Genomic DNA, 21,030 nt, shown 5'->3' on the forward strand with positions numbered 1-21,030 from the left:
CCATGCCGCGTCAGGGGCGAGGCGGGGACGCGGGCGCCGACCCGTGTGGCCGATGAGTTCCGGGGGAGTCCATGCGCACCATGCCGTCGAAGGTCGAGAACAGCGCCCGACGGCGCGGCTCTGTGGTGGCCTCGGCGGCCCGCAGGTCGCTGGCGAGCTGGCGCGCCACGGCGGCCGGAATACCGGTCGATTGCAGCGCGCGCGCTTGCTTGAGTCCGTCACCCCCGCACAGGATCACGTTCCACCGCCCGCCCGCATCGCGGGCGAGCAACGCGCGACCGCCCCGGTCCCCCTGTGTCCAGGCCGCCACCGCGCGCTCGCCGACGACCACGATCGGACCGGCTTCGAGTCGACGCTCGGGGCGGTCCCAGGTGCTCGCCATCACTCGGCGGATGGCAAGCTGATCGGCGGACTCTGCCGCCGGCGTGGTCGACGCCAGGGACAGCTGAAGCGCCACTGCCGCCAGCAAGGCCGTGGGTTTGAAACGTGAACTCATGAGCGAGCTCCGAACGCAATCGGCGTTGCCGGTGCGATGGTCCGTGACGTGCAGCATCCGTGCGGCAGTCGCGCAGCCGGAGCCTGGCAAGGCGAGCAGCCGGCGGCGACCGCACAACCGGCTTCGTCGTTCCGGCTTCAGGCCGTGCCGCTTACGCACCCACCCGCCCATGGCCGTTGCACGCCATCGCCCACACCTCGAGCGCGAGGCAGGATGGGCGACGTGCACGGCGCTCCGGGCAAGCATGACCGGCGCAGGCGGCGAGCGCCTGACGCAAGCAAATGCAGATTCGGAGCGCGAGCGGATGGCAGGCCGGTGGGCGCGCCGCGCCCAGCGCCGTTGCTGCTCGAGTAGGAGCGTCAGCCCCGGGCGGGCGGCGCGTGGCGGAGCCGGGCAGCCCAGCGGTCGACCGCATCGGGCCCTGGCTCGCCATCGGTCCACGTCGATGGCGCGGCGGCGAGCTGCGGCGCCAGGGCGTCGGCACAGGGCACGCCGCCACCGGCCAGGACCGCCAGCGCGCTGAGGACGCAGTGCTGGCCGCCGCCGGCATGGAGCTTCGAGCCCTCCTCACCGTCGCCGCTCGGGTCGGTCGTGCCCCCCGCGGCGGCATGCGCATCCGCATGGTGATGGTGCGTGTGCGCCGCATGGTGTTGCGCATCGGCGCCGGTTGCCGGCACATCGGGCGCCGGCAGCACGACGCCGTAGATCGAACAGATCTCGCCGACGCCGCGACCCTGCAAGGCTGCGGCGGCGCTCGCCAGCAGCGGCACCGCGCTGCCGAGCAGGAGCAACGCAACGGCCAGACGGACCGTCCAATGCTTCTGGCGACGCGAGAGGCGCATCGAACGATTGTGGGGGACGGCCGCGCCGGCCGGCAAGCGCGCAACAACCCCAAGTGGTGAGGGTGTGCGCTACACGGAGCACCCGGCGCGACGAGACGACGTACCTCATGCGGAAATGGTCGTACCGATCGCCCGCGCTCCGTGCGGGCGCGAGGCACTGCGCATGCGCTACAGAGCACGCAGGCAGAATGCCGCCATGTCCGCGCGTTCCCGCTCTGCACGTCTTGCATGGTGGCTTGCCATCGGCGTGCTGCTGCTCAAGTCGGCCGTACCGATGGTTGCGGTCGGTGCGGCCCATCTGCGCGGCGTCGGGGTTGCAGCCGTGTGCCCGGTGTACGGCGTGGCCTTGCCAGCGGCGTTGTCCGGGGCTGGCGACCGCCACGGTTCGCACGATCGCACGACGCACGGGCATGCGGCTCACGCCGACCACGTGGCCCACGACGGTGGCGCCAGCGGCGATCCGGACGAGGATGCACCCGCGCTCGCGCTGCACGACGGCGATCACTGCGCGCTCACCGCGCTCGCGGCGCTGGCCACCGGTGCCGCCACCGGTCAGCCGTTCGCCGGCACGCAGCGCGGCGCCGGCCCGGCCGTCGTGCCGCGCGCGATCGTCAATGAGGACGCGAGTGCGGCGTGGATGGCGCGTCTCGAGCACGGTCCTCCCTTGCTGACCTGACCGATTCGTCGGACGGGTCCGCGTGCGGGCTCGTCGCGGTGGCGCCCGAGGCGCCTCAGTCAGGACAGCTTCGCCATGACACATCCTTCATCGGCCGGCGCTCTCGTGCGCGCCAGCCCGCCGCGCGTGCCGCACGCGAGCGCCAGCGCCGCGCCGCCATCGGCCCTGTACCGAGCCGTCTGGCGCTGGCACTTCTATGCCGGGCTCGTCTGCATGCCGTTCCTGTTCATGATGGCGGTGACCGGGGCGCTCTACCTGTTCCACGACGAGATCGAGTCGATCGTGTACCGCGACCTCCTCGTCGTCGGCCAGGACGCGTCGCCAGCACGCCCGGCGGAGCAACTGGTGGCAGCGGCACTCGCTGCCGAGCCCGGCCGGCTGACCCGCTACGTGCCGGCTCCGGCAGCGGGCCGCAGTGTCGAGGTGGGCGTGCGGCGCGCCGACTCGAGCGTGCTCGCGGTCTACGTCGACCCGCACACCGCACGCGTTCTCGGCAGCATCCGCGACGACCGCAGGCTGATGGAGGTCGTCAAGGGCGTGCACTCGCTCGCGATCGCGGGGCCGGTGGCGAACCACTGGATCGAGATCGTGGCCGGCTGGACCATCGTCCTCGTGGTCAGCGGAGCCTGCCTCTGGTGGCCGCGCGGACGCTCCGGCGGCGTGGTCGCGGTGCGTGCCGCACCCGCACAGCGGCTCTGGTGGCGTGACCTGCACGCGGTGACGGGCGCGGTCGCAGCGGTGGTCGTGCTGTTCCTGGCCGTCACCGGAATGCCGTGGTCCGCGTTCTGGGGCGAGCGCTTCGGACAACTCACCAACGCGCTCGGCGTCGGCCTGCCCGAGTACGTGTGGGTCAAGCGCCCGCAATCGCAGGTGCCGCTCTCGAGCCAGGGCGACGTGCCGTGGAGCATGCGTCAGGCAGCCGTCCCGCAATCGGCGCCGCTGCCGACGCACGCCGACGCGCATGCCGGCCATCATGCCGCGGGGCCGTCGCACGACGATGCACATGCGGCACACCACGGCGCTGCGCCGCCACCGGCGGCGCCCGGTGCGGCGATCGGCCTCGACGCGGCCCTCGCCGCGTTCGAGCGGCTCGGCCTGCAAGCAGGCTTTCGCGTCACGGTGCCGGCCGACGCGCGCGGCGTCTACACCGCGATGCGCTTCACCGACGATGTGCGGGACGCGCGCGTCGTCCACCTCGACCAGTACAGCGGCAAGGCGCTGATCGACATCGGCTACGCCGATTACGGTGTCGTCGGCAAGCTCACGGACTGGGGCGTCGGCGTGCACACCGGCAAGCAGTTCGGCCTGGTCAACCAGCTGGTGATGCTGTTCGGCTGCATCGCTGTCGTCACGCTCGCGATCACCGCCGCGGTGATGTGGTGGAAGCGTCGCCCGCAGGGACGCCTCGCGGCACCGCAGCGCCGGCCGAACGAGCGCGCGGCCGCTGGCGCGGTTGCGATCGCGGTGCTGCTCGGACTCGTCTACCCGCTGCTCGGCGCGTCGATGCTCGTCGCCCTGCTCGTCGATGCGCTCGTGCCGCGACGCTGGCACGAGCGCTTCGGGCTCTGAGGAAGCTGGCGGCGGAACCCGGCACTGCCGGCGGGGCTGGACGCGCCTGAATGCAGCGCGGCGCCCGAAGGCGCCGCGCGAACCGCTGGCATCGATGCGACAGCCGGCCGGTCGACGAGCGGGCTGACTGCCCCGCGCCGTGCAGCGGCCGCGGAGCGTCGCAAACGTCAGGCCGCCTTGGCCAGTTCCGGCGTCGCGACGGTCTCGCCGTCGAGCGAGTCGGCGAGCATCTGCGCGTAGTACATGATCGAGAAGCGGCGCACGGCAAGGATCGCCTCGCGCGTGCTCTCGTCGGCGTCGAGGCGATCCATCAGGCGCTTGACTTCGGCGACGTGTTCGACGTCGAAGCCGCCGTGCGCGCGCAGGAAGGTCACCTGGTTGGACCGATAGCCGTAGAGCGGGCTGGTCAGCAGGTCGGCGTACTTCGACGCGTAGGTCGCGCCCACGCCTTCGGTCGTCAGCAGATAGCCGAGCAGCGCCACCGGATTCGTTTCGGCGACGTGATAGCACTGGGTGATGAGGCCCCACGCGCCGCGACGCGGGTGCGCCTTCAGGAACGTGTCGGGGTTCTCGCCGAGGCCTTCGATGTCGGTGATGCAGAGCAGGTCGTGGTTGTGCTCTTCGATCGCCTGGTCGAGGAACCAGCCGCGCAGCTGGCGCTGGCTGTCCGGCACGTGCGAGGCGGCGCGCGCCATGATCGACGTGGTGTGGCGAATCAGGTGGAAGGTCTCGCGCAGATAGGCGAGATACGCAGTCCGGCTGAAGGTGCCGTTCTGCAAGGCGACGAACACCGGATGGGCTTCGAACGCCTTGCGATAGTCCTCGGCGGACGATTCGAGCACGTGGTCGGAAAGTTTCATGGATGGATCGAGTCGAGGTGGTGAGTCCCGCGAACGGGACGAGGCGACGTGTGGCGGCACGCCCAATTGGAAGGGCGATCGCCGTCGAGCGGATTCGGGCTGCTCGATCCGTACACCGCAACCACGGACGGACCTGAGACTGCACCTCGCTCGCACGAGGCCGCCCTGCTGCAGGAAGTGCCCAGGTGCCGGCGCATGCATGGACGCCCTCACCTGAACCGCTCGTCAGCGTACAGGCAAGTGCTGCGTTTCCGTCACGCCGAAAGGGCTCAAGTTCCAGAAGAACCGAGTGGGCGTGAAATCCGTACGCCGCCTTGCTGGCCCGACACGACGGAATGTGGTCTGCGTGTCAGTGACGCTGCGAACGGACTTGCCGGATGCCGGCGGCGCGCTCGCACGCCGCACGCGGTCGAACGTCACGCATCGCCGATCGCGCTGGCAGATGCGAGCGTGCATCGAGATGCGAGACACGACCGCGGAACGCGCGCGCGGAACGCCGACTCGACTTGCGAGTCATGAGTCGCGAGTCGTGCGCTGCCGGCTGCAACTCGAACCCCGCCTCGCCGTGCGACTCGGCACGCCGAGGACCGGCGCTCGCCGACCCGATCCACAGGCGAAGAGCATGCACATCGGCAAGGACCGGCGTCGCCGTGACGACAAGGGTCCCCGTGCTCCGCCAGCAGACCGACTCCGGCGGCACCGGGCCGCACCGGCCAGCCCGCAGCACCTCCGCTCGAAGGTGATCGATCGAGCGATCGGCACGCTCAGGCGCCGAGCAAAGCGCGGCGCCGAGCCGGCGCGGTCAGCCGATGCAGGTCCGGTTCTTCCCGGTGCGCTTGGCTTCGTAGAGCGCCTGGTCGGCGCGCTCGAGCGACTTCTCGATGCCTTCGTCGGGCCGGTACGCGGTCACGCCCGCCGAGAAGGTGACGAAGACCTGGCGCTCCTTGTGCATGAAGAGGCCGCCGGTCAGCGAGCGCTGCAGGCGCGTCAGCACGCGCTCGCCTTCATCGACGGGCGTTGCCGGCAGCAGCACGACGAACTCCTCGCCGCCATAGCGCGCGACGTGATCGACCGGGCGCAGGCTCTCGTCCACGAGCCGAGCGAGCGCCTTCAGCGCGTCGTCGCCGGCGGTGTGGCCGAGCTCGTCGTTGAGGCGCTTGAAGTTGTCGATGTCGAGCAGGCCGATCGACAGCGTGCCGCCTTCACGCTCGATGCGCGCCCGCTCGACCTCGAATGCCTGCATGAGGCCGCGCCGGTTCGCGATCTGCGTGAGCTGGTCGGTCGAGACCTCGTCGGACAGGCGCTTCATCGCGTCCTCGAGCTCGCTGACGCGCTGCGAAAGGCCGCTCGCCTTGCGGTGCTCGGCCTGCAGGCGGTCGCGTGTCTGCTGCACCAGCGAGTGCACGGCGCGGCTCTCCTCGACCATCTCGCGGACCACGCCCGTGAGGCTCTCGAGCGAGTCGGACTGCTCGATCACGCTGGCATAGCGGCCGACGCTCTCGTTGAAGCTGCCGGTCTGCGCGCCGAGCTCGTCGAGTTCGCCGAGCATCTTCGTGATCAGCACCTTGAGCGCGTCGCGTGCACCTTCGCGTTCGCCGCGCATCTCGGCGTGGCGCTTGCGCGCCTGCTGCAGGATGTCGCTGACGGCGCTGACGCCGCGCGCGGTCAGCCCGTCGGCGATCGCCGCGCGCATGGCCTCGCACTGGCCGCGCACCCAGCTGTCGTTCTCGGCCACTTCCGAGAGGCTCGCGGTCAGCTCGCGGCACAGCTTGCCGAGCTGCTCGAACAGGTGATGGCGATGCTGCAGCACGCGCGCGACGCGCTGCGTCAGCGCCTCGAGCTCGGCCGCGAGCGCGTGCGTCGCGCCGTCGGCGTCGAGCCGGCGCGCGAGCTCGGCGACCTCGAGCGTGAGCTCGTGATCGCCTTCGCCGAGCGTCGGCAGCGCCTCGGAGATCGTCCGCTGCAGCACGGCGACGACCTGCGACCAGGCTTCCGTCGCGGGGCCGGGCGGTGGCGCGGCAGTTGCCGCCGCTGCGTCGTCGAGATCGCTGATGACGCTCGGTTCGCGCGTGACCGTCGGCGCGGCGCCGCGGGTCGGCGCCTCGGCCTCGGGCGCTGCCCGCTCGGCCGGCAGCGTGATGTCGTCGGACGCGCGGGCGCTTGCGGCGCCAGGAGACGCGGCAGCGACGTGCCCGTCGCCGGTCGTCGCAGGCCCCGGGCTGCTGCCATCGGCTGCGGCGGCGTCCCCGGCTGGCGCGTGCTCCCCGAAGGTGTCGATGCCGCTCGCCTTGTCGTGCTCGGCCAGTTCGACGAAGCCGCTCGCGGCGAGCGGCGCGCGATTGGTGAGCGATGCGAACGCGCTGCCCGTGGACGAAGCGGACCGCGGATCGTCGAGCGCGGCTTCGGCGCGCGCCGAGTCCTCCTCCCAGCTGCCGAGCAGCTGCGCGAGGCGCTGCTGCAGCCGCCGCGAATCGGTCCGACCCGCCGCGACGAGGCGCTGGATGCCTTCCTTGCGGCGCGCCGAGGTCCATACCGTGCCGGGCCGGTCGATGCCCTTCACGATCCGCTCGATCAGCGTCGCGAAGCTTTCGCTGGCGGCGCGCGCGCTGCCGTCGAACAGCTGCTCGGCGTGCTCCCAGCGCCCGTGCGCGACCGACTCGGCGAACTCGGCGTCGGCGCCGGCTTCGCCATCGAACACGCGTGCCGCCATGCGCTCGACGAGCTTCTGGGCGCGCGGTGCGAGCACCGTCGCGCTGGCACTGCCCCCGGCTTCGTGGCGATACGCGCGGGCGTAGTTCTCGGGCGTGGGTTCCAGACGCTGCACGGCGAGTCGCCGGAGCGCGGCCTTGGCCAGCTGGGTAGCCGAAGCCTCCGGCGCCGGGCTACGGGCCGGCGCACGCGTCATCTCCATCGTGGGCCCCTCAGACGAACGGCTTGCTGCGCGACTCCCGAGGCCGCGTCACGCGCAGCGGCTCGACGTCGGCGTCGCTGGCATTGCGGATCCACGGCGCCTTCTTCGGCAGCACGGTCTGCTGCAGCCACTTCTCGATTTCCTCGGGAAGTTGCGGCTTGCTGAACAGATAGCCCTGCATGATGCCGCAGCCCAACCGGTGCAATGCCTCCATCTGGCGGAGGTTTTCCACGCCTTCGGCGACCACGCGAAGGTTGAGCGAACGCGCCAGCGCGATGATGGCGGTGACCACCGCCGCGCTCTGCGGGGTCATGCCCAAGTCGCGGATGAAGCTGCGATCGATCTTGAGTTCACTGATCGGCAGCGTGGTCAGGTACGCCAGCGACGAGTAGCCGGTGCCGAAGTCGTCGATCGAGATCTCGACGCCGATCTCGTTGAGCCGGTGCAGCGACGGGATCACGTTCTGCAGGTCCTTCATCAGGCCCGTCTCGGTGATCTCGAGCTCGATCGCGTGGTGCGGCACGCCGTAGGTGGTGACCGCGTTGTGGATGTACTCGACGAGGTCGGTGCGCTCGAACAGCCGGTTCGGCAGGTTGACCGCGATCGAGTCGGCAAAGCCGAAGCTGTCCTGCCAGATTCGCGCCTGGCGCGCCGCCTCGCGGATCGCCCACTCGCTGATCGGCGTGATGAGACCGGTCTCCTCGGCGAGCGGAATGAAGTCGCCCGGCGGCACCAGCACGCCGTGACGGCGCCAGCGCATCAGCGCCTCGGCGCCGACCATGCGCGCGGAGTGCACGTCGATCTTGGGCTGGTAGTGCAGCACGAGCTCGTTGCGCTCGAGCGCCTTGTGCAGCGCGCTCTCGAGCTCGAGCTTCTCGCGGCCCTGGCCGGCCAGGTTCGGCCGGTACAGCGACGCCGAGTTGCGGCCGGCCGACTTGACCGAATACATCGCGACGTCGGAGTTGCGCAGCAGGTCGGCCACGGTGTCGCCGTCGCGCGGGAAGAGCGCGATGCCGACGCTCGCGGTCACGAAGCATTCCTGCATGCCGACCATGATCGGCTGGCGCATGAGGTCGAGGATGCGCTCGGCGACGCGCTCGGCGTCGCGCTCGTCCGCGACTTCGGGCAGCAGCGCGACGAACTCGTCGCCGCCCCAGCGGCCGACCGCCTCGAGCGTGCGGTGCGAGCGCAGGCCGACCGTCTCGAGCGAGCTCTCGAGCACCTGGTCGGAGTGGCGCACGCAGCTGCGCAGGCGCCGCGACACCTCCATCAGCAGCTCGTCGCCCGCGCCGTGACCGAGGGTGTCGTTGATGACCTTGAAGCGGTCGAGGTCGATCAGCAGCAGCGCGACCTGATGCCCGAGCCGGCGACCGTGCTCGAGGGCGCGCTCCGCGCGCCAGACCAGCTGGCGCCGGTTCGGCAGGCCGGTCAGCGTGTCGAAGTTGGCCAGGTGCCGGATGCGGTCTTCCGCCATCCGGCGGTCGGTCACGTCCTGCACGATGCCGGTGTAGCCGATCAGGTTGCCGAGCTCGTTGAACTCCGGCTCCGCCTCGATGTGGACGATGCGCGGCCGGCCGTCGTGCAGCTTGGCGCGGATGTCGGTGGCGAGCACCGTGCTATGGGCGATCGCCTCGTGCGCGAGCTCGAGGAAGGTGCTGCGCTCCTCCTCCGGCATCATGCGCAGGAGGGTGCGGAACTTGAGGGTGTCGCCCGGGCCGAGCCCGAACACGCGCAAGCCCTCGATCGAGAGCACCGGGCCGCCCTGGCCGCGCCGCCAGTCGAAGCTGCCCATCCGGGCCAGGTCCTGCGCGCGGGCCAGGCGCGACTTGCTGCGCTCGAGCTCGACGCGCGTCCGCGAGGCGCGCAGCAGATAGCGCAGGCGCCCGGCGAGCAGGCTCCACTGCGTCGTCTTGACGAAGAAGTCGGTGGCGCCGACCTCGTAGGCGCGCGTGATCGACGCCTCGTCGTCGAGGCCGGTCAGCATCAGCACCGGCAGCGACTCGAACCCGGGCAGCACGCGCAGCGCGCGGCAGGTCTCGAATCCGTCGAGCCCGGGCATCAGGGCGTCGAGCACCACCACGTCGGGCAGCCACTCGCCCAGGGTCTGCAGCGCGCGCTCGCCGCTCGACGCTTCGAGGACCTCGAAGCCGCGCTCGCGCAGCGCGACCGACGTGAGCAGCAGGTTCACCTCGTCGTCGTCCACGAGCAGCACCCGCGGCTGCTCGGGGAGAAAGTCGAGCATCTCGGCTCGCGCATTCATGAGGTGGGATCCAGCATGGGCTGCAACGCTTGTAGCACGGCGCGCACTTCGGCTTCGAGGGTTTCGATCTGCGAACCGAGCCCCTCCGTGACGTCGTTCCGGATCAGCAGTTCGACCGCCGCGCACACCTGCGAGAGGCGCATCGCGCCGATGCTGGCAGACGACGATTTCAGGGTGTGGGCGACGTGTCGCACCACTTTCGGATCCTGCGCGGCGCCGGGTGCGCGCAGCTGGGCGAGCAGGCGCTCGGCCGAGCCGACGAAGGCGCGCAGCACGCGCTCGACGAGGCGGTTGCGATCGCCCGGGTCGAGCTCGCGCAGGCGCGCGAGCGCGGCCACGTCGAGCACGGCGAGCGGCGGCGAGGCTGGCGGTGCGCTCATGCGGGCACCACGCCGAGTGCCCGCGGACGCGCCATGCGCGGCAACGCGGCTTCGAGCGCCGCGCGCGCGGTGGCGAGCAGGCGGTCGCGCGGCGCGCGTTCGACGTCGAGCCCGATGTCGGCGAGTTCGAGCAGCGCGACCGCGCTGCCCTCGCGCGTGACGACGAGCGCAAGCGCCGGTGCAGCTTCGGCGGGGGGCACGCCGTCGAGCGCGTCCTGCAGCGCCGTGTCGGTGGGCGACAAGGCACGGGCGCGGGCCCGGAAGCCCGGCTGCTCGGCGAACATCTCGGCCAGCAGCAGCCGGCCCGACGTGCGATCGACCGCAAAGACGCGCGAGGCGCCTGCGCCGAGCTCGCCCTTCAGCGCCGCAGCCACCCCGTGCAGCGCGCCTTCGAAACCCTCGCCGCCACGCGCCGCATCGCGCACGCGTGCCTCGGCATCGGCGAGCGCGGCGGCGTCGAGCGCGAGCGGCGGCAGCGGCTCGGCAGGCTCGGGCAGCGGCTCGGCGACCAAGCGGCGGCCGAAGCGCCAGCCGGCGAGCGCGACCAGCCCGGCGAGCGCGGCGATCACGCCGAGCTTGGCGCGCCACGGGTCGCCGACGAGCAGCGACGCCGCGCCGGCGAAGGCCGCGATACAGAACGAAGCTCGTATGAGGGGCATCGACATCAGGAAACCAGAAAACGGCCGGCGCGGTGCGACCGATCGAACGATCGGCCGGGCCGCCGCGCCGGAGCAAGCATTTTCGGCGATCGGGCCGACAACTTGATGACGACGCTCGATTGGCCGACCGCAACGCCTCCCTACAATCTTTCGATGCTCCGCGACGCCGCCGCACGGGACCGCCTGCGACCGACACCGCTGCGACGCGCGAGCCTCGTTCCGGGTGCCTTCGCAGCCGCCGCGTGGCCGCTCGCCACGCTCGCGGCCGAGTCCGATTCGGCGACCGCCAAGGCGGCGCCCGCCGGCTCGCTGGTGCCGCTCTTCGTCTTCGTGGTCGTCCTCGGCGTGATCGCGGTCGCCGCCTGGGCGGTCTGGCGCTGGCGCCAGGACGCCGGCGCCCTGCACCAGGCGCGCCTGGAGCAGCGCAGCCTGGTCGACGTGCTCGACGTCTGGCAGTGGCGGACCGACGCCGAGCACCGCGTCGTCGCCCTGCGCCCGCCGAGCGGTGCCGGCACCGAGGCGTGGCGCGCGCTCGCCACCGGCCAGCCGCTCTGGGAGCTGGTGCAGGCCGACGATGCCGGCGCGCTGCGCGCCCGCCTCGCCGCGGGCGCACCGATCGACGACGTCGGCGCGGAACGCGACGACGCCGGCGGCGCGCGCCGCCGCGTGCAGCTGCGCGGCCGCTCGCTGGTCGACGCGACCGGCCGCTTCGCGGGCTACATCGGCACCCTGCGCGAGGTCGATCGCCCGGGTGCCGCGCCAGGCGCCGCTGCGTCGGGCCCGGCACGCGCAGTCGCCGGCGCGCCGGCGAAGGACGACCGCACCGCCGGCGACGCCGACCGCGAGGCGTTCAGCTACACGGTGTCGCACGATCTGCGGGCGCCGATCCGCGTGGTCGAAGGCTTCACCAAGATCGTCAAGGAGGACTACGGCCGCGTCCTCGACCGCATCGGCCTCGACCACCTCGACCGCGTGCTCGGCGCCGCCGCGCGCATGAACAACATGATCGATGCGCTGCTCGCGCTGTCGAAGCTGTCGTCGCAGCCGCTCGCCGACGAGCCGGTGAACCTGTCCGAGATGGCCGGCAGCATCGCCGAGGAGCTGCGCCGCCAGTCGCCCGCGCGCGACGTTGCGATCGACATCGAGCCCGGGCTCGCCGCGCGTGGCGACCCGACGCTGCTGCGCAGCGTGCTCGAGAACCTGCTCGGCAACGCGTGGAAGTACACCGCCCACACGCGCCAGGCCCAGGTGCGCTTCGCGCGCGTGGCGGGGGAAGCGTCGACCTTCTACGTGCGCGACAACGGCGCCGGCTTCGACATGCGCTTCGCCGACCGGCTGTTCAGCCCGTTCCAGCGCCTGCACAGCGCGAGCGAGTTCCCCGGCACCGGCGTCGGCCTCGCATCGGTGCGCCGCATCGTGCGGCGCCACGGCGGCGACATCCGCGCCGAGAGCGAGCCCGACAAGGGCGCGACCTTCACCTTCTCGCTGCCCGGCAGCGGGCGCTGAGGCGCGCCGCGTCCGCAGCGCCTACTCGTTCGCCGAGCCGGCGAGGCACTCGACCGCGGCGAGCAGCCGCTCGGCCTGATCGTGCAGTGCGCGCTGCTCGCTCGCCGCCTGACGCTGCAGGCGCGACAGGGCGTCGGCGCGCGTCAGCGAGTAGCGGTGCATCAGCACGCCGACCGCCATCGACACCGAGGGGTCGGGTGCGGGCGGCGTCGCCTGCTGCGGCAGTGCAGCGGGCAGGGGCGCCGATGCGACCGGCGGCGCGGGGGGTGCCGCGCTCCCGCGCTGCGCATCGATGCTCGCGAAGGCCGCATCGACCGCCGGCACGATCTGGCGGATGTCGAGCGGCTTGACGAGGTAGTCGACCGCGCCGAGCGCCCTCACCTGCGCGACCGTCTCGTCGTCCGAGAACGCCGACAGGAACATGAACGGGATGCGGCACGCGGAACGCAGGTACTCGGCGACGTCGAAGCCGCTCTTGCCTTCCATGCGGATGTCGAGCAGCGCGAGGTCGGGCCGGTGCTCGCGCGCGAGCAGGATCGCGTCGTCGCCGTTGTCGGCGTCGATGACCTCGTAGCCGGCCTCGGTGAGGCCGTCGGTCAGCGTGGCCAGCACCAGCCGGTTGTCGTCGACGACGAGGATGCGTCCCTTGTTCAGCGCGTGTCTCCAGCAGCGTGGCAACCCGGCGGCACCGGGCGGGCGCCATTTTGGGCCCGCCGGCGCCTCACGCGGACGCCCGCGCGACGCTCGGCGGCTTCAATGTCACGGTCGCGACGACCCGGTCGCCGTGCGGCTCGATCGCGAGATTCGCGCTGCGTCGCGGCAGCAGCGCGCGCACCAGCCCGAGCCCCGACACGCTGCCGGTGATCTTGGCGAGCGCGAAGCCTTCCGGCAGGCGGCCGCGGCTCGCGATCGCGATCTCGACCCAGGCGTCGCTGGCGTCGAGCGTGCAGACCACCGCGTCCTCGGGGCTGATCGGGCGACTGTGCTTGATGGCATTGGTGAGCAGTTCGTTGATGGTCAGCGCGATCGGGATCGCCTCGACCTCCGGCAGCGTCCACGTGTGCGCGGCGCTGCCGAGCACCACCACCCGGATGCGCGAGCCGAAGGTGCGCTGCACCGAGCCGGTGATCGCCTCGACCACGCGCGTGACGTGCAGCGGCCCGCCCTCGCCGACCTGCAGCCCGTAGACCTGGGCGATCGCCTGCACCTGGCCGACCACCTCGTCGATCGCGCCGGCGACCTCGGGCTTGCGCTTGGCGATCTGCTGCAGCAGCCCGGCCACCCCCTGCAGGTTGTTCTTGATGCGGTGGTGCACTTCCTTGACCAGCATCTCGCGCTGTGCGATCGCCGCCTCGAGGCGCGCCTCCTGGGCGGCGCGCTGCTCGGTCACGTCGGTCGCGACGAGCAGCAGCTGGTCGGCCGGCACGTCCGCGCCGGCGGCCAGTGGGACATAGCGCGCGTCCCACACCTGCAGCTCGCCGCGGTCGGTGCGCCGGTACTCGACCGCGGTGACTTCGCGCGTCGCGAGCGCGCGCAGCATGTCGGCGCGGTGCAGCGCGCCGGCGTCGGCGCCGAACATCTGCTCGGGCGAATGGCCGATCAGTGCAGCAGGCGGGGCGCCCGCCAGGCGCGCGGCGATCTCGTTGACCTGCACGATCGTCAGGCTGCGGGCGTCGAGCAGCGCGATCGCGAGCGGGGCCGCCTCGATCACGCGCTGCAGCGACGCCTTGGCCTCGGCCATCGCCGCTTCGGCCTGACGGCGCCGCTCGATGTCGAGCAGCGCGTAGGTGAGCTGGCGCTCGCCCGGTGCGCTGCCGGTCGCGACCGCGTTGCCGACGATCCAGAACTCGCGGCCGTCGCGCGCGCGCACGCGGCACTCGAAGGTCTCGGCCTGGCCTTCGACCAGGTCGTCGAGGTAGTGGGTCTGCCGGAACGGGTGGTCGGGCTCCGGCGTCGCGACGCTCGCGATCGGCTGCCCGACGAACTCCGCGAGGTGGCCGCCGAACATGCGACGGGCCGAGCGGTTCATCCACTCGATGCCTTCAGGCCCGACGGTGACGATGCCGACCAGCACCGAGTCGAGGATCGAGCGCGTGCGCTCGGCCTGCGTCGTCACCTCGCGGGCGAGCTGCTGCAGCTCGACCTGCTGCGTCTTGATGCGCGTCACGTCGGACAGCACCGCAATCGCCTCGAGCGCGCCGCCGACCGCTCCGGCGCGCCGCACCGAGAGCGAGACCCAGCGCGTCTGCGCCGACCCATCGGCAGGGCCGTCGCGGCGCGGCAGCGCCAGCTCGAATTCGGTCTCGTAGGTCTCGTCGGCGTCGAGCGCGCGCAGGATCGCCGCGGTGAGTCCCGCCGGATCGACATGCCCCGCGAACAGCCCGGCGAAGCCGCTCCCGGCCACTCCGGTCGCACCGAGGCCGAGCATGGTCTCGAAGCGCCGGTTGCAGCGCACCAGCACGTTGTCGCGCAGGTACGCGATGCCGGCGGTGGTGCTCTCGAGGATCGTCGTCATCTCGCTCAGCAGCTGCTCGCTGCGCTGCTGGCTGGTGTGCTGATCGGTCACGTCGAGCGTGACCACCGAGGTGGTGCGCTTGCCCGACGCCAGCGTGGCCGGCTCGACGCGCGTCAGCAGCCAGCGCGTGCCGAGCACCGGGTGCTCGATGGCGTAGCGCACCTCGGCGCGCTGGTTGCGCTTGAGGGCCTGCTGCAGGCGCTCGTACTCGGCCAGGGACGCCGGCGCGACGATGTCGCGGCTGATGCTCTGCAGCGCCGCCGACGGTGCGCTCGGCGCATCGTTCGCCGCCGCCCCGCTCGCCGGCGGACGCACCCAGCCCGAGGTTTCCTGGAAGGTCGCGAGGCCGACGCCCGCGGTGTCCATCAGGGCGCCGATCTGCAGCCGCGCGAGGTCGCGTTCCTCCTCGACGCTGCGGTCCTCGACCACGCCCATGTAGCGGCGCTGTCCGCCGGCGCTGCGGTAGCAGCGCACGATCGCGCGCAGGCGCCGCACCTCGCCGTTCGGCTGCGCGACCCAGCCCTGCGATTCGATCGGGCGCGAGCCCGGCTGCAGCTGCGGCAGCGGGCCGTCGTCGCCCCAGGCGAGGAGCTCGCGCAGGCTCGGCTCCGCTTCGGCGAGCGTCACCGGCACCTTGCCGGCAACCGCATCGAATGCCGGGTTGCTGCGCACCAGGAGGCCGGTCTCGTCGAACAGCACCATGCCGATCGGGCTGAGGTCGAACCAGTCGTCGAGCTCGCGAATCGAGCGGTCGGCACGCTCGCGCGCGACGTGCTCGCTGGTGGTGTCCTGCAACACCGCGAGATAGAGCGTCGCCCCGTCGGCACCGGGCACGCGGCGGCGCGCGATGCGGTACCAGCGCTCCCGGTTGCTCGCGTCGATGAGCCGGCCCTCGGTCAGACCGTTCGATTCGGTGCGATTCGGATGGCGGCGCAGGCGCGCACGCGCCTCGCGCTCGGCAGCCTGGTCCTCGGGCGCGAGCAGCTCGAGGCCGTCGCGCCCGATCAGCTGCTCGCGCGCGAACCCGCTGTATGCGGCGAAGGCGGCGTTGACGTCGACGAAGCGGAACTCGGCATCCTGCAGCGCGGCCGGGAACGGTGCATCCCAGAACAGCGCGACGCTGTCGCGCGCAGCGACCGACGCGGCGAGCGGCGACGGCGTCGCCGGCCGCGGCGCGGTCAACGCGGCGTCGAAGCGCAGCGCCGAGTAGCGCGCGTCGAGACGCTGCCAGGCGAAGCGGGCGCTGCGGCCGTCACGCAGCTGCGCGAGCGGCGGCTTGCCGTCGGGCTGGCCGAGCGCGGCACGGGTGAGCCAGCGCACCGCCGGCTCGCCGAGCTCGGGGGCGAGCTGCGCGACCGGCGTGCCGGCGTCGCACGGCAGCAGGCGCAGCGCCGCCGTGTTCGCGAACGCGACGCGCGATCGCGTGTCGAGCACGAGCACCGCGTCGGAAAGGAGATCGAAGAACTCGCGCCAGGGCTTGGCGCTCGCCCACGACTCCGACGCCGTCATCGGAACGACGCGGTGGCCAAGGCCAGGTTGGCGCGCGCCGGGCGCGGCGCGCGGGTTGCCGGAACGGCGCGCCCGCTCACTCGAGCGCGCCGGCCGCGACGAGCGCGCGCAGCTGCGCCGAGTTGACTTCGGCGACGCCCATCAGCAGCGTGTCGGCGGCTTCGCGGAAATCGCTCGGCGACTCGCCTTCGATCGCCTTGATCATCGCCAGGTACGGCTGGAACGGACCGCTGCCGCCGACCAGCGCCTGGTGCACGCGGTCGGGCACCGGAATGTTGGCCAGGAGCTTCTCGAAGCTCTCCTGGAACATCCGGTCGAGCAGCGAGAACACGCCGCAGATGAACGCCTCGCTGCGCATCTCCTCGTCGCCGCTGCCGCGCACCAGCTCTTCCATGAGCAGGCCGCGCCGCACCGCCGCGAACATCGCCGGCTTCTGGTTGGCGTCCTTGCTGGCGGTCGCGAGCAGCAACGCCAGCCAGCGCTTGAGACGCCCGTAGCCGAGCAGCATGATCGCGTGGCGGAACGAGCTCACCTCGACGTGCAGGCCGAACGCCGGCGAGTTGATGTAGCGCAGCAGCTTGAAGGCAAGCGAGGGGTCGCCCTTCAAGGTGTTGTCGAGCTTCTCGATCGGCTCTTCCTGGTCGACCCGGCGGATCAGCTCGGCGATCACCGTGAGATCGGTCTTGGCCGCGTTGCTCGGCGCGAGCGCGGCGATCTCGTCGTGGATCGGCCAGCCGAGCACCGCCGCCGCACCCTTGGCGAACGCGGCATCCATGTCGACGATGGTGCGCACGCCGGCCAGCACCTGCGGCATGCCGTTCGGCGGGGCGACGGCTGCCGTGGCCGGCGCGGGGGCGGCGACCGGCGCTGGTGCTGCCGCGGCGACGGGTCGTGCGGGCACCACCGTGCCCGGACGCGCCGGCACCGCGCTGCCCGGGCGCGCCGGCGCGACGCCGGGACGCGCCGGGCCGCCGACGATCGGGTTGCGCAGCGGCGCGCTGGTCGAGAAGGCGCTGCGCGCGCCGGCGCTCGCGGCCTGCGCACGCGGCGCCGCGCTCGCGACCGCCTGCGGACGAGCGGCCGCGCTCGCGACGGCCGGCGGACGAGCCGCCGCCGCTGCAGGTGCCGGTGCCGGTGCCGGTGCCGGTGCGACGGCCGCGCCATGCAGCTCGTCGAGGCTGTCGACCGCCGCGTACGCGAAGCAGGCGAGCACCTCCTTGGGCAGATCGTGGCGCGCACGGCCCTTCAGCAGCAGCTCGTTGCCGTTGGCGTGCAGCGCGCGCAGCGCCGGCAGCAGCTCCGGATCGGACGCCATGAACGCCGGCACCTCGAGCATCAGGTTGGGTGCGAGCGGAGCGCGCAGCAGGTCGCTCAGCAGGCTCTCGCTAATGACGTTGAGCGATGCGCTCTTGCCGCCCTTGGGAAACACCTGTCCGACCAGCGCGAGCAGCTGGGCGACGTCGAGCGTGACGTCGGGGCGGACCGGGAACACCGTCAGCCGGGTCGCCGTGACCGCGCGGGTGCGATCGATGAAAGGGGAATAGCCGAGGGTGACCTGGCCGAGTAGCGCGGCGTCCAGCACGTGAGGAAACTCCAGGATGGGCTCGTGCGGTCAGCCGCCGCTCAAGTATTGAAACAGCGAAAGTCGCTGAACCATCGAGTACGACTTGAGTGCCGCATCGTAGCCGCTTTGCTTGTTCTGGAAGCTCGACAAAGCCTCGATCATGTCCAAATCCTCCGCACTCGTGCGCTCGGTCTGGCTGGCGAGTTTCTGGCTCGCGAGGCGGTCGGTTTCGTTGTCGATCCGGTTCAGCACCTGGCCAGCCGTCGAGCGCGCGCCCTGCACCTTCGACATCACCGAGTCGAGGTTGCGCAGGTTGTCCGCGTTGCCCTGCGCCATCTGCGCGCCGGTGCGGTTCGGCGCCGCCAGATCGGCGATCGCCTTGTCGAGCGTCGCGAAGACGCTGAGCGTCGGCGTCGACGGCACGACCTGGAACTGGTCGCCGTTGGCGGGCGCCCCGGTGATGGTGAAGCTCATGCCGTCGACGTTGATCGCCTGGCCCGACGTGTAGGGTGCCGCGGTGACGGCGGTCGGGACGCCGTTGTTGAGCACCGCGTAGGTCGTCACGCCCGCCGTCACGCTGAACTGCAGCGTGTAGTTGGCGCCGGTCAGCAGCGTCGGGTCGGTGACCTGACCGCCGTCGATGAAGGCGGTGGTCACGCCCGCGCCGGGACGCGTCTCAAAGACGCCGTTGCCGGTCCGCGCCGACAGCCATGTCGAGGCGCCGTCGCTGGTCAGCGGCAGCGCGGTCTGGCGCTCGGTGACGAGCTGCCCGGCACTCGCCGCGAACAGCACGCCGCCGGGGGCATCGACGAACGGCTGCTGGGTCGCGCCCTGCCCCGCGAACAGATAGTTGCCGCTGCCGTCGTCGCGGTTCGCGACCGCGAACAGCTGGTCGCGCAGCGAGCGCAGGTCGGCGGCCAGGCTCTGCCGGTCCTTGTCGGTGTAGGTGGCATTGCCGGCCGCGACCAGCTTCTCGCGCGCCTGCTGCAGCAGGCTGCCGGCGTCGGCGAGCGCGTTCTCGGTGAGGCTCATCGCGACGCGGCTCGCGTCGACCGCACGCTGGCTCGTCGTGCTGCGATGGATGCCGGCAAGGGCGTACTCGGCACGCGCCGCGGCCGCCGGGTCGTCGCTGGCCTTGGCCACCCGCTTGCCGCTGACGAGGCGCGCCTGCGCGTCGCCGAGGTCGGCCTGGCGCTTGGCCAGCGTGTTCATGCCGAGCTCGAAGGTGTTCGCGGTGCTGATTCGCATGGTGGAGTATCGGAAAGGCGTGGTGCGCGTCAGCGGCCGGCGGCCTGCAGCAGCGAGTCGAACAGGGTCTGCGCGACCTGCAGCATCTTGGCGGCGGCCTGGTAGCTCTGCTGGAACTGGAGCAGGCGCGCCGCCTCCTCGTCGAGGTTGACGCCCGACTTCGAGGTCTCGGCAGTCTTGGCGTCGGTGGCGATGCTCGCCGACTGCTCGGCCGACAGCTTGGCGCTCTGCACGCGCACGCCGACGTCGGCGAGCGCCGCCGCGTAGGCGTCGGTGACGGTCGCGCCCTTGACCACCACGCCGCCGACGGTCTGCTGGCCGACCAGCGCGGCGTCGCGCAGTGCGAGCAGGGCGTTGGCATTGCCGTTGTCGCCGGCCGGGAACGCCGTCTTCTGCACGGTCAGGGTGTCACCGGCGCGCGGCACGCCGGCGAGCTGCATCGACCAGCCGTTCAGCGCGATCGGCTGGTTCGCGGTCCAGCTGCCGGTGCCCGTGGTGGTCGGCAGCACGCCGGTCGAGTCGACCAGCGTGTAGCTGAAGCCGCCGACGTTGTCGGTGAAGGTCAGCGTCGCCGTCAGGTTGGCGTTGAGCGCCGGACTGGTCGCGACCACGGACGCGATGCTCGCGGTGCCGGTGTTCGCCGCGCCGGTACGGCCGGTCACCGGCGACGCCGCCGCGATGCCGCGCGGATCGTCGAGCACGCGCGTCATGTTGCGCGCCGCGGCACTCACCGGCTCGAGGCGGAAGCGGTCGCCACCGGCCGGTGCGGGCGCTGCGATGTCGATCCGGATGCCGTCGACGATGCTGCCGTTGCCGACCGTGCTGACGACGCCGTCGGAGAGACGGGTCAGCTGGTAGGTGCCGGGCGCGCCGTTCGGATCGGCGTAGAGCTCGTAGTCGCTCGCCTGCAGCTCGTTCGCGGCGACGATGGTCAGACCCACGCTCGGCACGCGCTGGCCCGAGCCGTTGACGTACGACGCGACCGGCACGCCGCCCGACTGGGCGTTGTTGGTCGAGGCGCGCACCATCGGCCCGCCGACGCTCAGCAGCGGCGTGCCACTGCCCGCCGGCTGGCGCAGGTCGATGCCGAGCGCCTGCTGGCGGTTGAGGCCGTCGGTGATCGCCGCGGCCATCTGGCCGAGCAGGTTGCGCGCATCGCCGAGGTCCTTGTCCTGGAACTTCAGCAGGCCCGCGATCGAGCCGGCGGCCAGGAAGTCGGGCGGGAACGCGCGCGGCGTCGCGCCGTCGCTGAGCCCGACCTGGATCTTCGCCGGGTCGTACGGGTCGGGCAGCGTGAGCATCGGGACCCAGCTCGAGCCCTGCACCAGGCGCTGGCCGCTGCCGATGAAGACGCCGACCTGGCCGTCGCCCTGCGCGATGGTCGAGACCTGGACGAACTGGCTGAGATCGTTGATCGCGCGGTCGCGCTGGTCGAGCAGGTCGTTCGGCTTGTGGCCCGCGTTGGTGTCGAGCGCGATGCGGCGGTTCAGCTCGGCGATCTGCTTGCTGAGCGTGTTGACCGACGCGACCGACGCCTTGGCCTCGATGACGACGCCGCCCTGCAGCGTGTCGATCTGGTCGGCGGCGCCGCGAAAGCGTGCCGCGACGTCGCCGACGCTGGCGAGCGCGACCTGGCGCGCCGACGCGTCCTGCGGGCGGCTGGCGACGTCGACGAACGAGCCGAACATCTGCTGCGCGGCGTAGCCGATGCCCGACTCGCCCATCGGGAACACCTGCTCGAGCATCTGCAGCTGGGCGCTGCGCGTCTCGTCGAACGATGCGATGGCGCGCGTCAGCGCCGCTTCGCGGGTCAGGAACTCGCTGTGCGAGCGCGTGACGGTGACCACGTTGACGCCGTTGCCGAAGAAGCCGGCCCCGGTGCGCTGCCCGCCCGCCGTCTCGAGCTGCACGCTCTGGCGCGAGTAGCCGTCGGTGTTGGCGTTGGCGATGTTGTTGCCCGTGACCTGCAGCGCCGCGTAGTTGGCGGCCATCGCACGTGCGCCGAGACCGAGAAGTGCCGAGACTGCCATGGCGG

At 72.1% G+C, this 21,030-nt stretch carries 15 protein-coding genes; 3 read left to right on the forward strand and 12 right to left on the reverse strand.

Annotation, left to right across the window (positions count from 1 at the left end; genetic code table 11):
- Positions 1 to 10 precede the first annotated feature (10 nt).
- Together HQN59_RS13630 and HQN59_RS13635 are read right to left on the reverse strand one after the other, a co-directional pair.
- Positions 11 to 496 (reverse strand): copper uptake system-associated protein, encoded by a 486-nt coding sequence (locus tag HQN59_RS13630; protein WP_176069664.1) that lies wholly within the window; start codon positions 494 to 496, stop codon positions 11 to 13.
- A gap of 359 nt (positions 497 to 855) precedes the next feature.
- Positions 856 to 1,374, reverse strand: coding sequence for a hypothetical protein (locus HQN59_RS13635; RefSeq protein ID WP_176069665.1), 519 nt, complete (start codon positions 1,372 to 1,374; stop codon positions 856 to 858).
- Between the two features lie 160 nt (positions 1,375 to 1,534).
- Here HQN59_RS13635 and HQN59_RS13640 point away from each other — a divergent pair, with 160 nt between their 5' ends.
- Both HQN59_RS13640 and HQN59_RS13645 read left to right on the forward strand, forming a co-directional pair.
- Complete coding sequence (locus tag HQN59_RS13640; RefSeq protein ID WP_176069666.1) at positions 1,535 to 2,014, forward strand: hypothetical protein; 480 nt, start codon at positions 1,535 to 1,537, stop codon at positions 2,012 to 2,014.
- 75 nt (positions 2,015 to 2,089) lie between these two features.
- Positions 2,090 to 3,583: a PepSY-associated TM helix domain-containing protein gene (locus HQN59_RS13645; RefSeq protein WP_176069667.1), complete on the forward strand. Its 1,494-nt coding sequence runs from the start codon at positions 2,090 to 2,092 to the stop codon at positions 3,581 to 3,583.
- 167 nt (positions 3,584 to 3,750) lie between these two features.
- Here HQN59_RS13645 and HQN59_RS13650 read toward each other — a convergent pair whose 3' ends face one another.
- The 5 genes from HQN59_RS13650 to HQN59_RS13670 form a co-directional block, all read right to left on the reverse strand.
- Positions 3,751 to 4,443 carry an iron-containing redox enzyme family protein gene (locus HQN59_RS13650; RefSeq protein ID WP_176069668.1) on the reverse strand — a complete coding sequence of 231 codons (693 nt, stop codon included), beginning with the start codon at positions 4,441 to 4,443 and terminating at the stop codon, positions 3,751 to 3,753.
- Between the two features lie 802 nt (positions 4,444 to 5,245).
- On the reverse strand, positions 5,246 to 7,267 hold the full coding sequence (locus HQN59_RS13655; protein ID WP_342451204.1) for a sensor domain-containing diguanylate cyclase: 2,022 nt from the start codon (positions 7,265 to 7,267) through the stop codon (positions 5,246 to 5,248).
- Between the two features lie 97 nt (positions 7,268 to 7,364).
- The gene (locus HQN59_RS13660) at positions 7,365 to 9,614 is read right to left on the reverse strand and encodes a putative bifunctional diguanylate cyclase/phosphodiesterase (RefSeq protein ID WP_176069669.1); all 2,250 of its coding nucleotides are present in this window, start codon (positions 9,612 to 9,614) and stop codon (positions 7,365 to 7,367) included.
- Entirely contained in the window at positions 9,611 to 9,961 is a 351-nt protein-coding gene (locus HQN59_RS13665; protein WP_176069670.1) for an Hpt domain-containing protein, read from the reverse strand. Before HQN59_RS13665 ends, HQN59_RS13660 begins: the two co-directional genes overlap by 4 nt.
- A gap of 29 nt (positions 9,962 to 9,990) precedes the next feature.
- On the reverse strand, positions 9,991 to 10,659 hold the full coding sequence (locus tag HQN59_RS13670; protein WP_176069671.1) for a hypothetical protein: 669 nt from the start codon (positions 10,657 to 10,659) through the stop codon (positions 9,991 to 9,993).
- Between the two features lie 147 nt (positions 10,660 to 10,806).
- On the opposite strand from HQN59_RS13670, the gene HQN59_RS13675 reads away from it, so the two are divergent.
- Entirely contained in the window at positions 10,807 to 12,159 is a 1,353-nt protein-coding gene (locus tag HQN59_RS13675) for a sensor histidine kinase (protein WP_176069672.1), read from the forward strand.
- Between the two features lie 21 nt (positions 12,160 to 12,180).
- On the opposite strand, the gene HQN59_RS13680 is transcribed toward HQN59_RS13675, so the two are convergent.
- The 5 genes from HQN59_RS13680 to flgK all read right to left on the reverse strand — a co-directional run bounded on the left by HQN59_RS13680 (position 12,181) and on the right by flgK (position 21,025).
- On the reverse strand, positions 12,181 to 12,837 hold the full coding sequence (locus tag HQN59_RS13680) for a response regulator (protein WP_246294910.1): 657 nt from the start codon (positions 12,835 to 12,837) through the stop codon (positions 12,181 to 12,183).
- Positions 12,838 to 12,880: 43 nt separating this feature from the next.
- Positions 12,881 to 16,183 (reverse strand): PAS domain S-box protein, encoded by a 3,303-nt coding sequence (locus tag HQN59_RS13685; RefSeq protein ID WP_176069673.1) that lies wholly within the window; start codon positions 16,181 to 16,183, stop codon positions 12,881 to 12,883.
- Between the two features lie 76 nt (positions 16,184 to 16,259).
- Positions 16,260 to 17,765 carry an EAL and HDOD domain-containing protein gene (locus HQN59_RS26135; RefSeq protein WP_342451205.1) on the reverse strand — a complete coding sequence of 502 codons (1,506 nt, stop codon included), beginning with the start codon at positions 17,763 to 17,765 and terminating at the stop codon, positions 16,260 to 16,262.
- A gap of 30 nt (positions 17,766 to 17,795) precedes the next feature.
- Entirely contained in the window at positions 17,796 to 18,995 is a 1,200-nt protein-coding gene (gene flgL / locus HQN59_RS13695; RefSeq protein ID WP_176069674.1) for a flagellar hook-associated protein FlgL, read from the reverse strand.
- A gap of 29 nt (positions 18,996 to 19,024) precedes the next feature.
- Positions 19,025 to 21,025 carry a flagellar hook-associated protein FlgK gene (gene flgK / locus HQN59_RS13700; protein ID WP_176069675.1) on the reverse strand — a complete coding sequence of 667 codons (2,001 nt, stop codon included), beginning with the start codon at positions 21,023 to 21,025 and terminating at the stop codon, positions 19,025 to 19,027.
- Positions 21,026 to 21,030 lie beyond the last annotated feature (5 nt).

The sequence above is a fragment of the Rhizobacter koreensis genome (assembly GCF_013366375.1).
Classification (GTDB): Bacteria; Pseudomonadota; Gammaproteobacteria; order Burkholderiales; family Burkholderiaceae_C; genus Schlegelella_A; species Schlegelella_A koreensis.

Bases quoted from the DNA above. Each gene is read 5' to 3' on its own strand.
- HQN59_RS13630 (WP_176069664.1), bottom strand. From the start codon at position 496: ATGAGTTCACGTTTCAAACCCACGGCCTTGCTGGCGGCAGTGGCGCTT.
- HQN59_RS13640 (WP_176069666.1), top strand. From the start codon at position 1,535: ATGTCCGCGCGTTCCCGCTCTGCACGTCTTGCATGGTGGCTTGCCATC.
- HQN59_RS13645 (WP_176069667.1), top strand. From the start codon at position 2,090: ATGACACATCCTTCATCGGCCGGCGCTCTCGTGCGCGCCAGCCCGCCG.
- HQN59_RS13650 (WP_176069668.1), bottom strand. From the start codon at position 4,443: ATGAAACTTTCCGACCACGTGCTCGAATCGTCCGCCGAGGACTATCGC.
- HQN59_RS13660 (WP_176069669.1), bottom strand. From the start codon at position 9,614: ATGAATGCGCGAGCCGAGATGCTCGACTTTCTCCCCGAGCAGCCGCGG.
- HQN59_RS13670 (WP_176069671.1), bottom strand. From the start codon at position 10,659: ATGTCGATGCCCCTCATACGAGCTTCGTTCTGTATCGCGGCCTTCGCC.
- HQN59_RS13675 (WP_176069672.1), top strand. From the start codon at position 10,807: ATGCTCCGCGACGCCGCCGCACGGGACCGCCTGCGACCGACACCGCTG.
- HQN59_RS13685 (WP_176069673.1), bottom strand. From the start codon at position 16,183: ATGACGGCGTCGGAGTCGTGGGCGAGCGCCAAGCCCTGGCGCGAGTTC.
- flgL (WP_176069674.1), bottom strand. From the start codon at position 18,995: ATGCGAATCAGCACCGCGAACACCTTCGAGCTCGGCATGAACACGCTG.
- flgK (WP_176069675.1), bottom strand. From the start codon at position 21,025: ATGGCAGTCTCGGCACTTCTCGGTCTCGGCGCACGTGCGATGGCCGCC.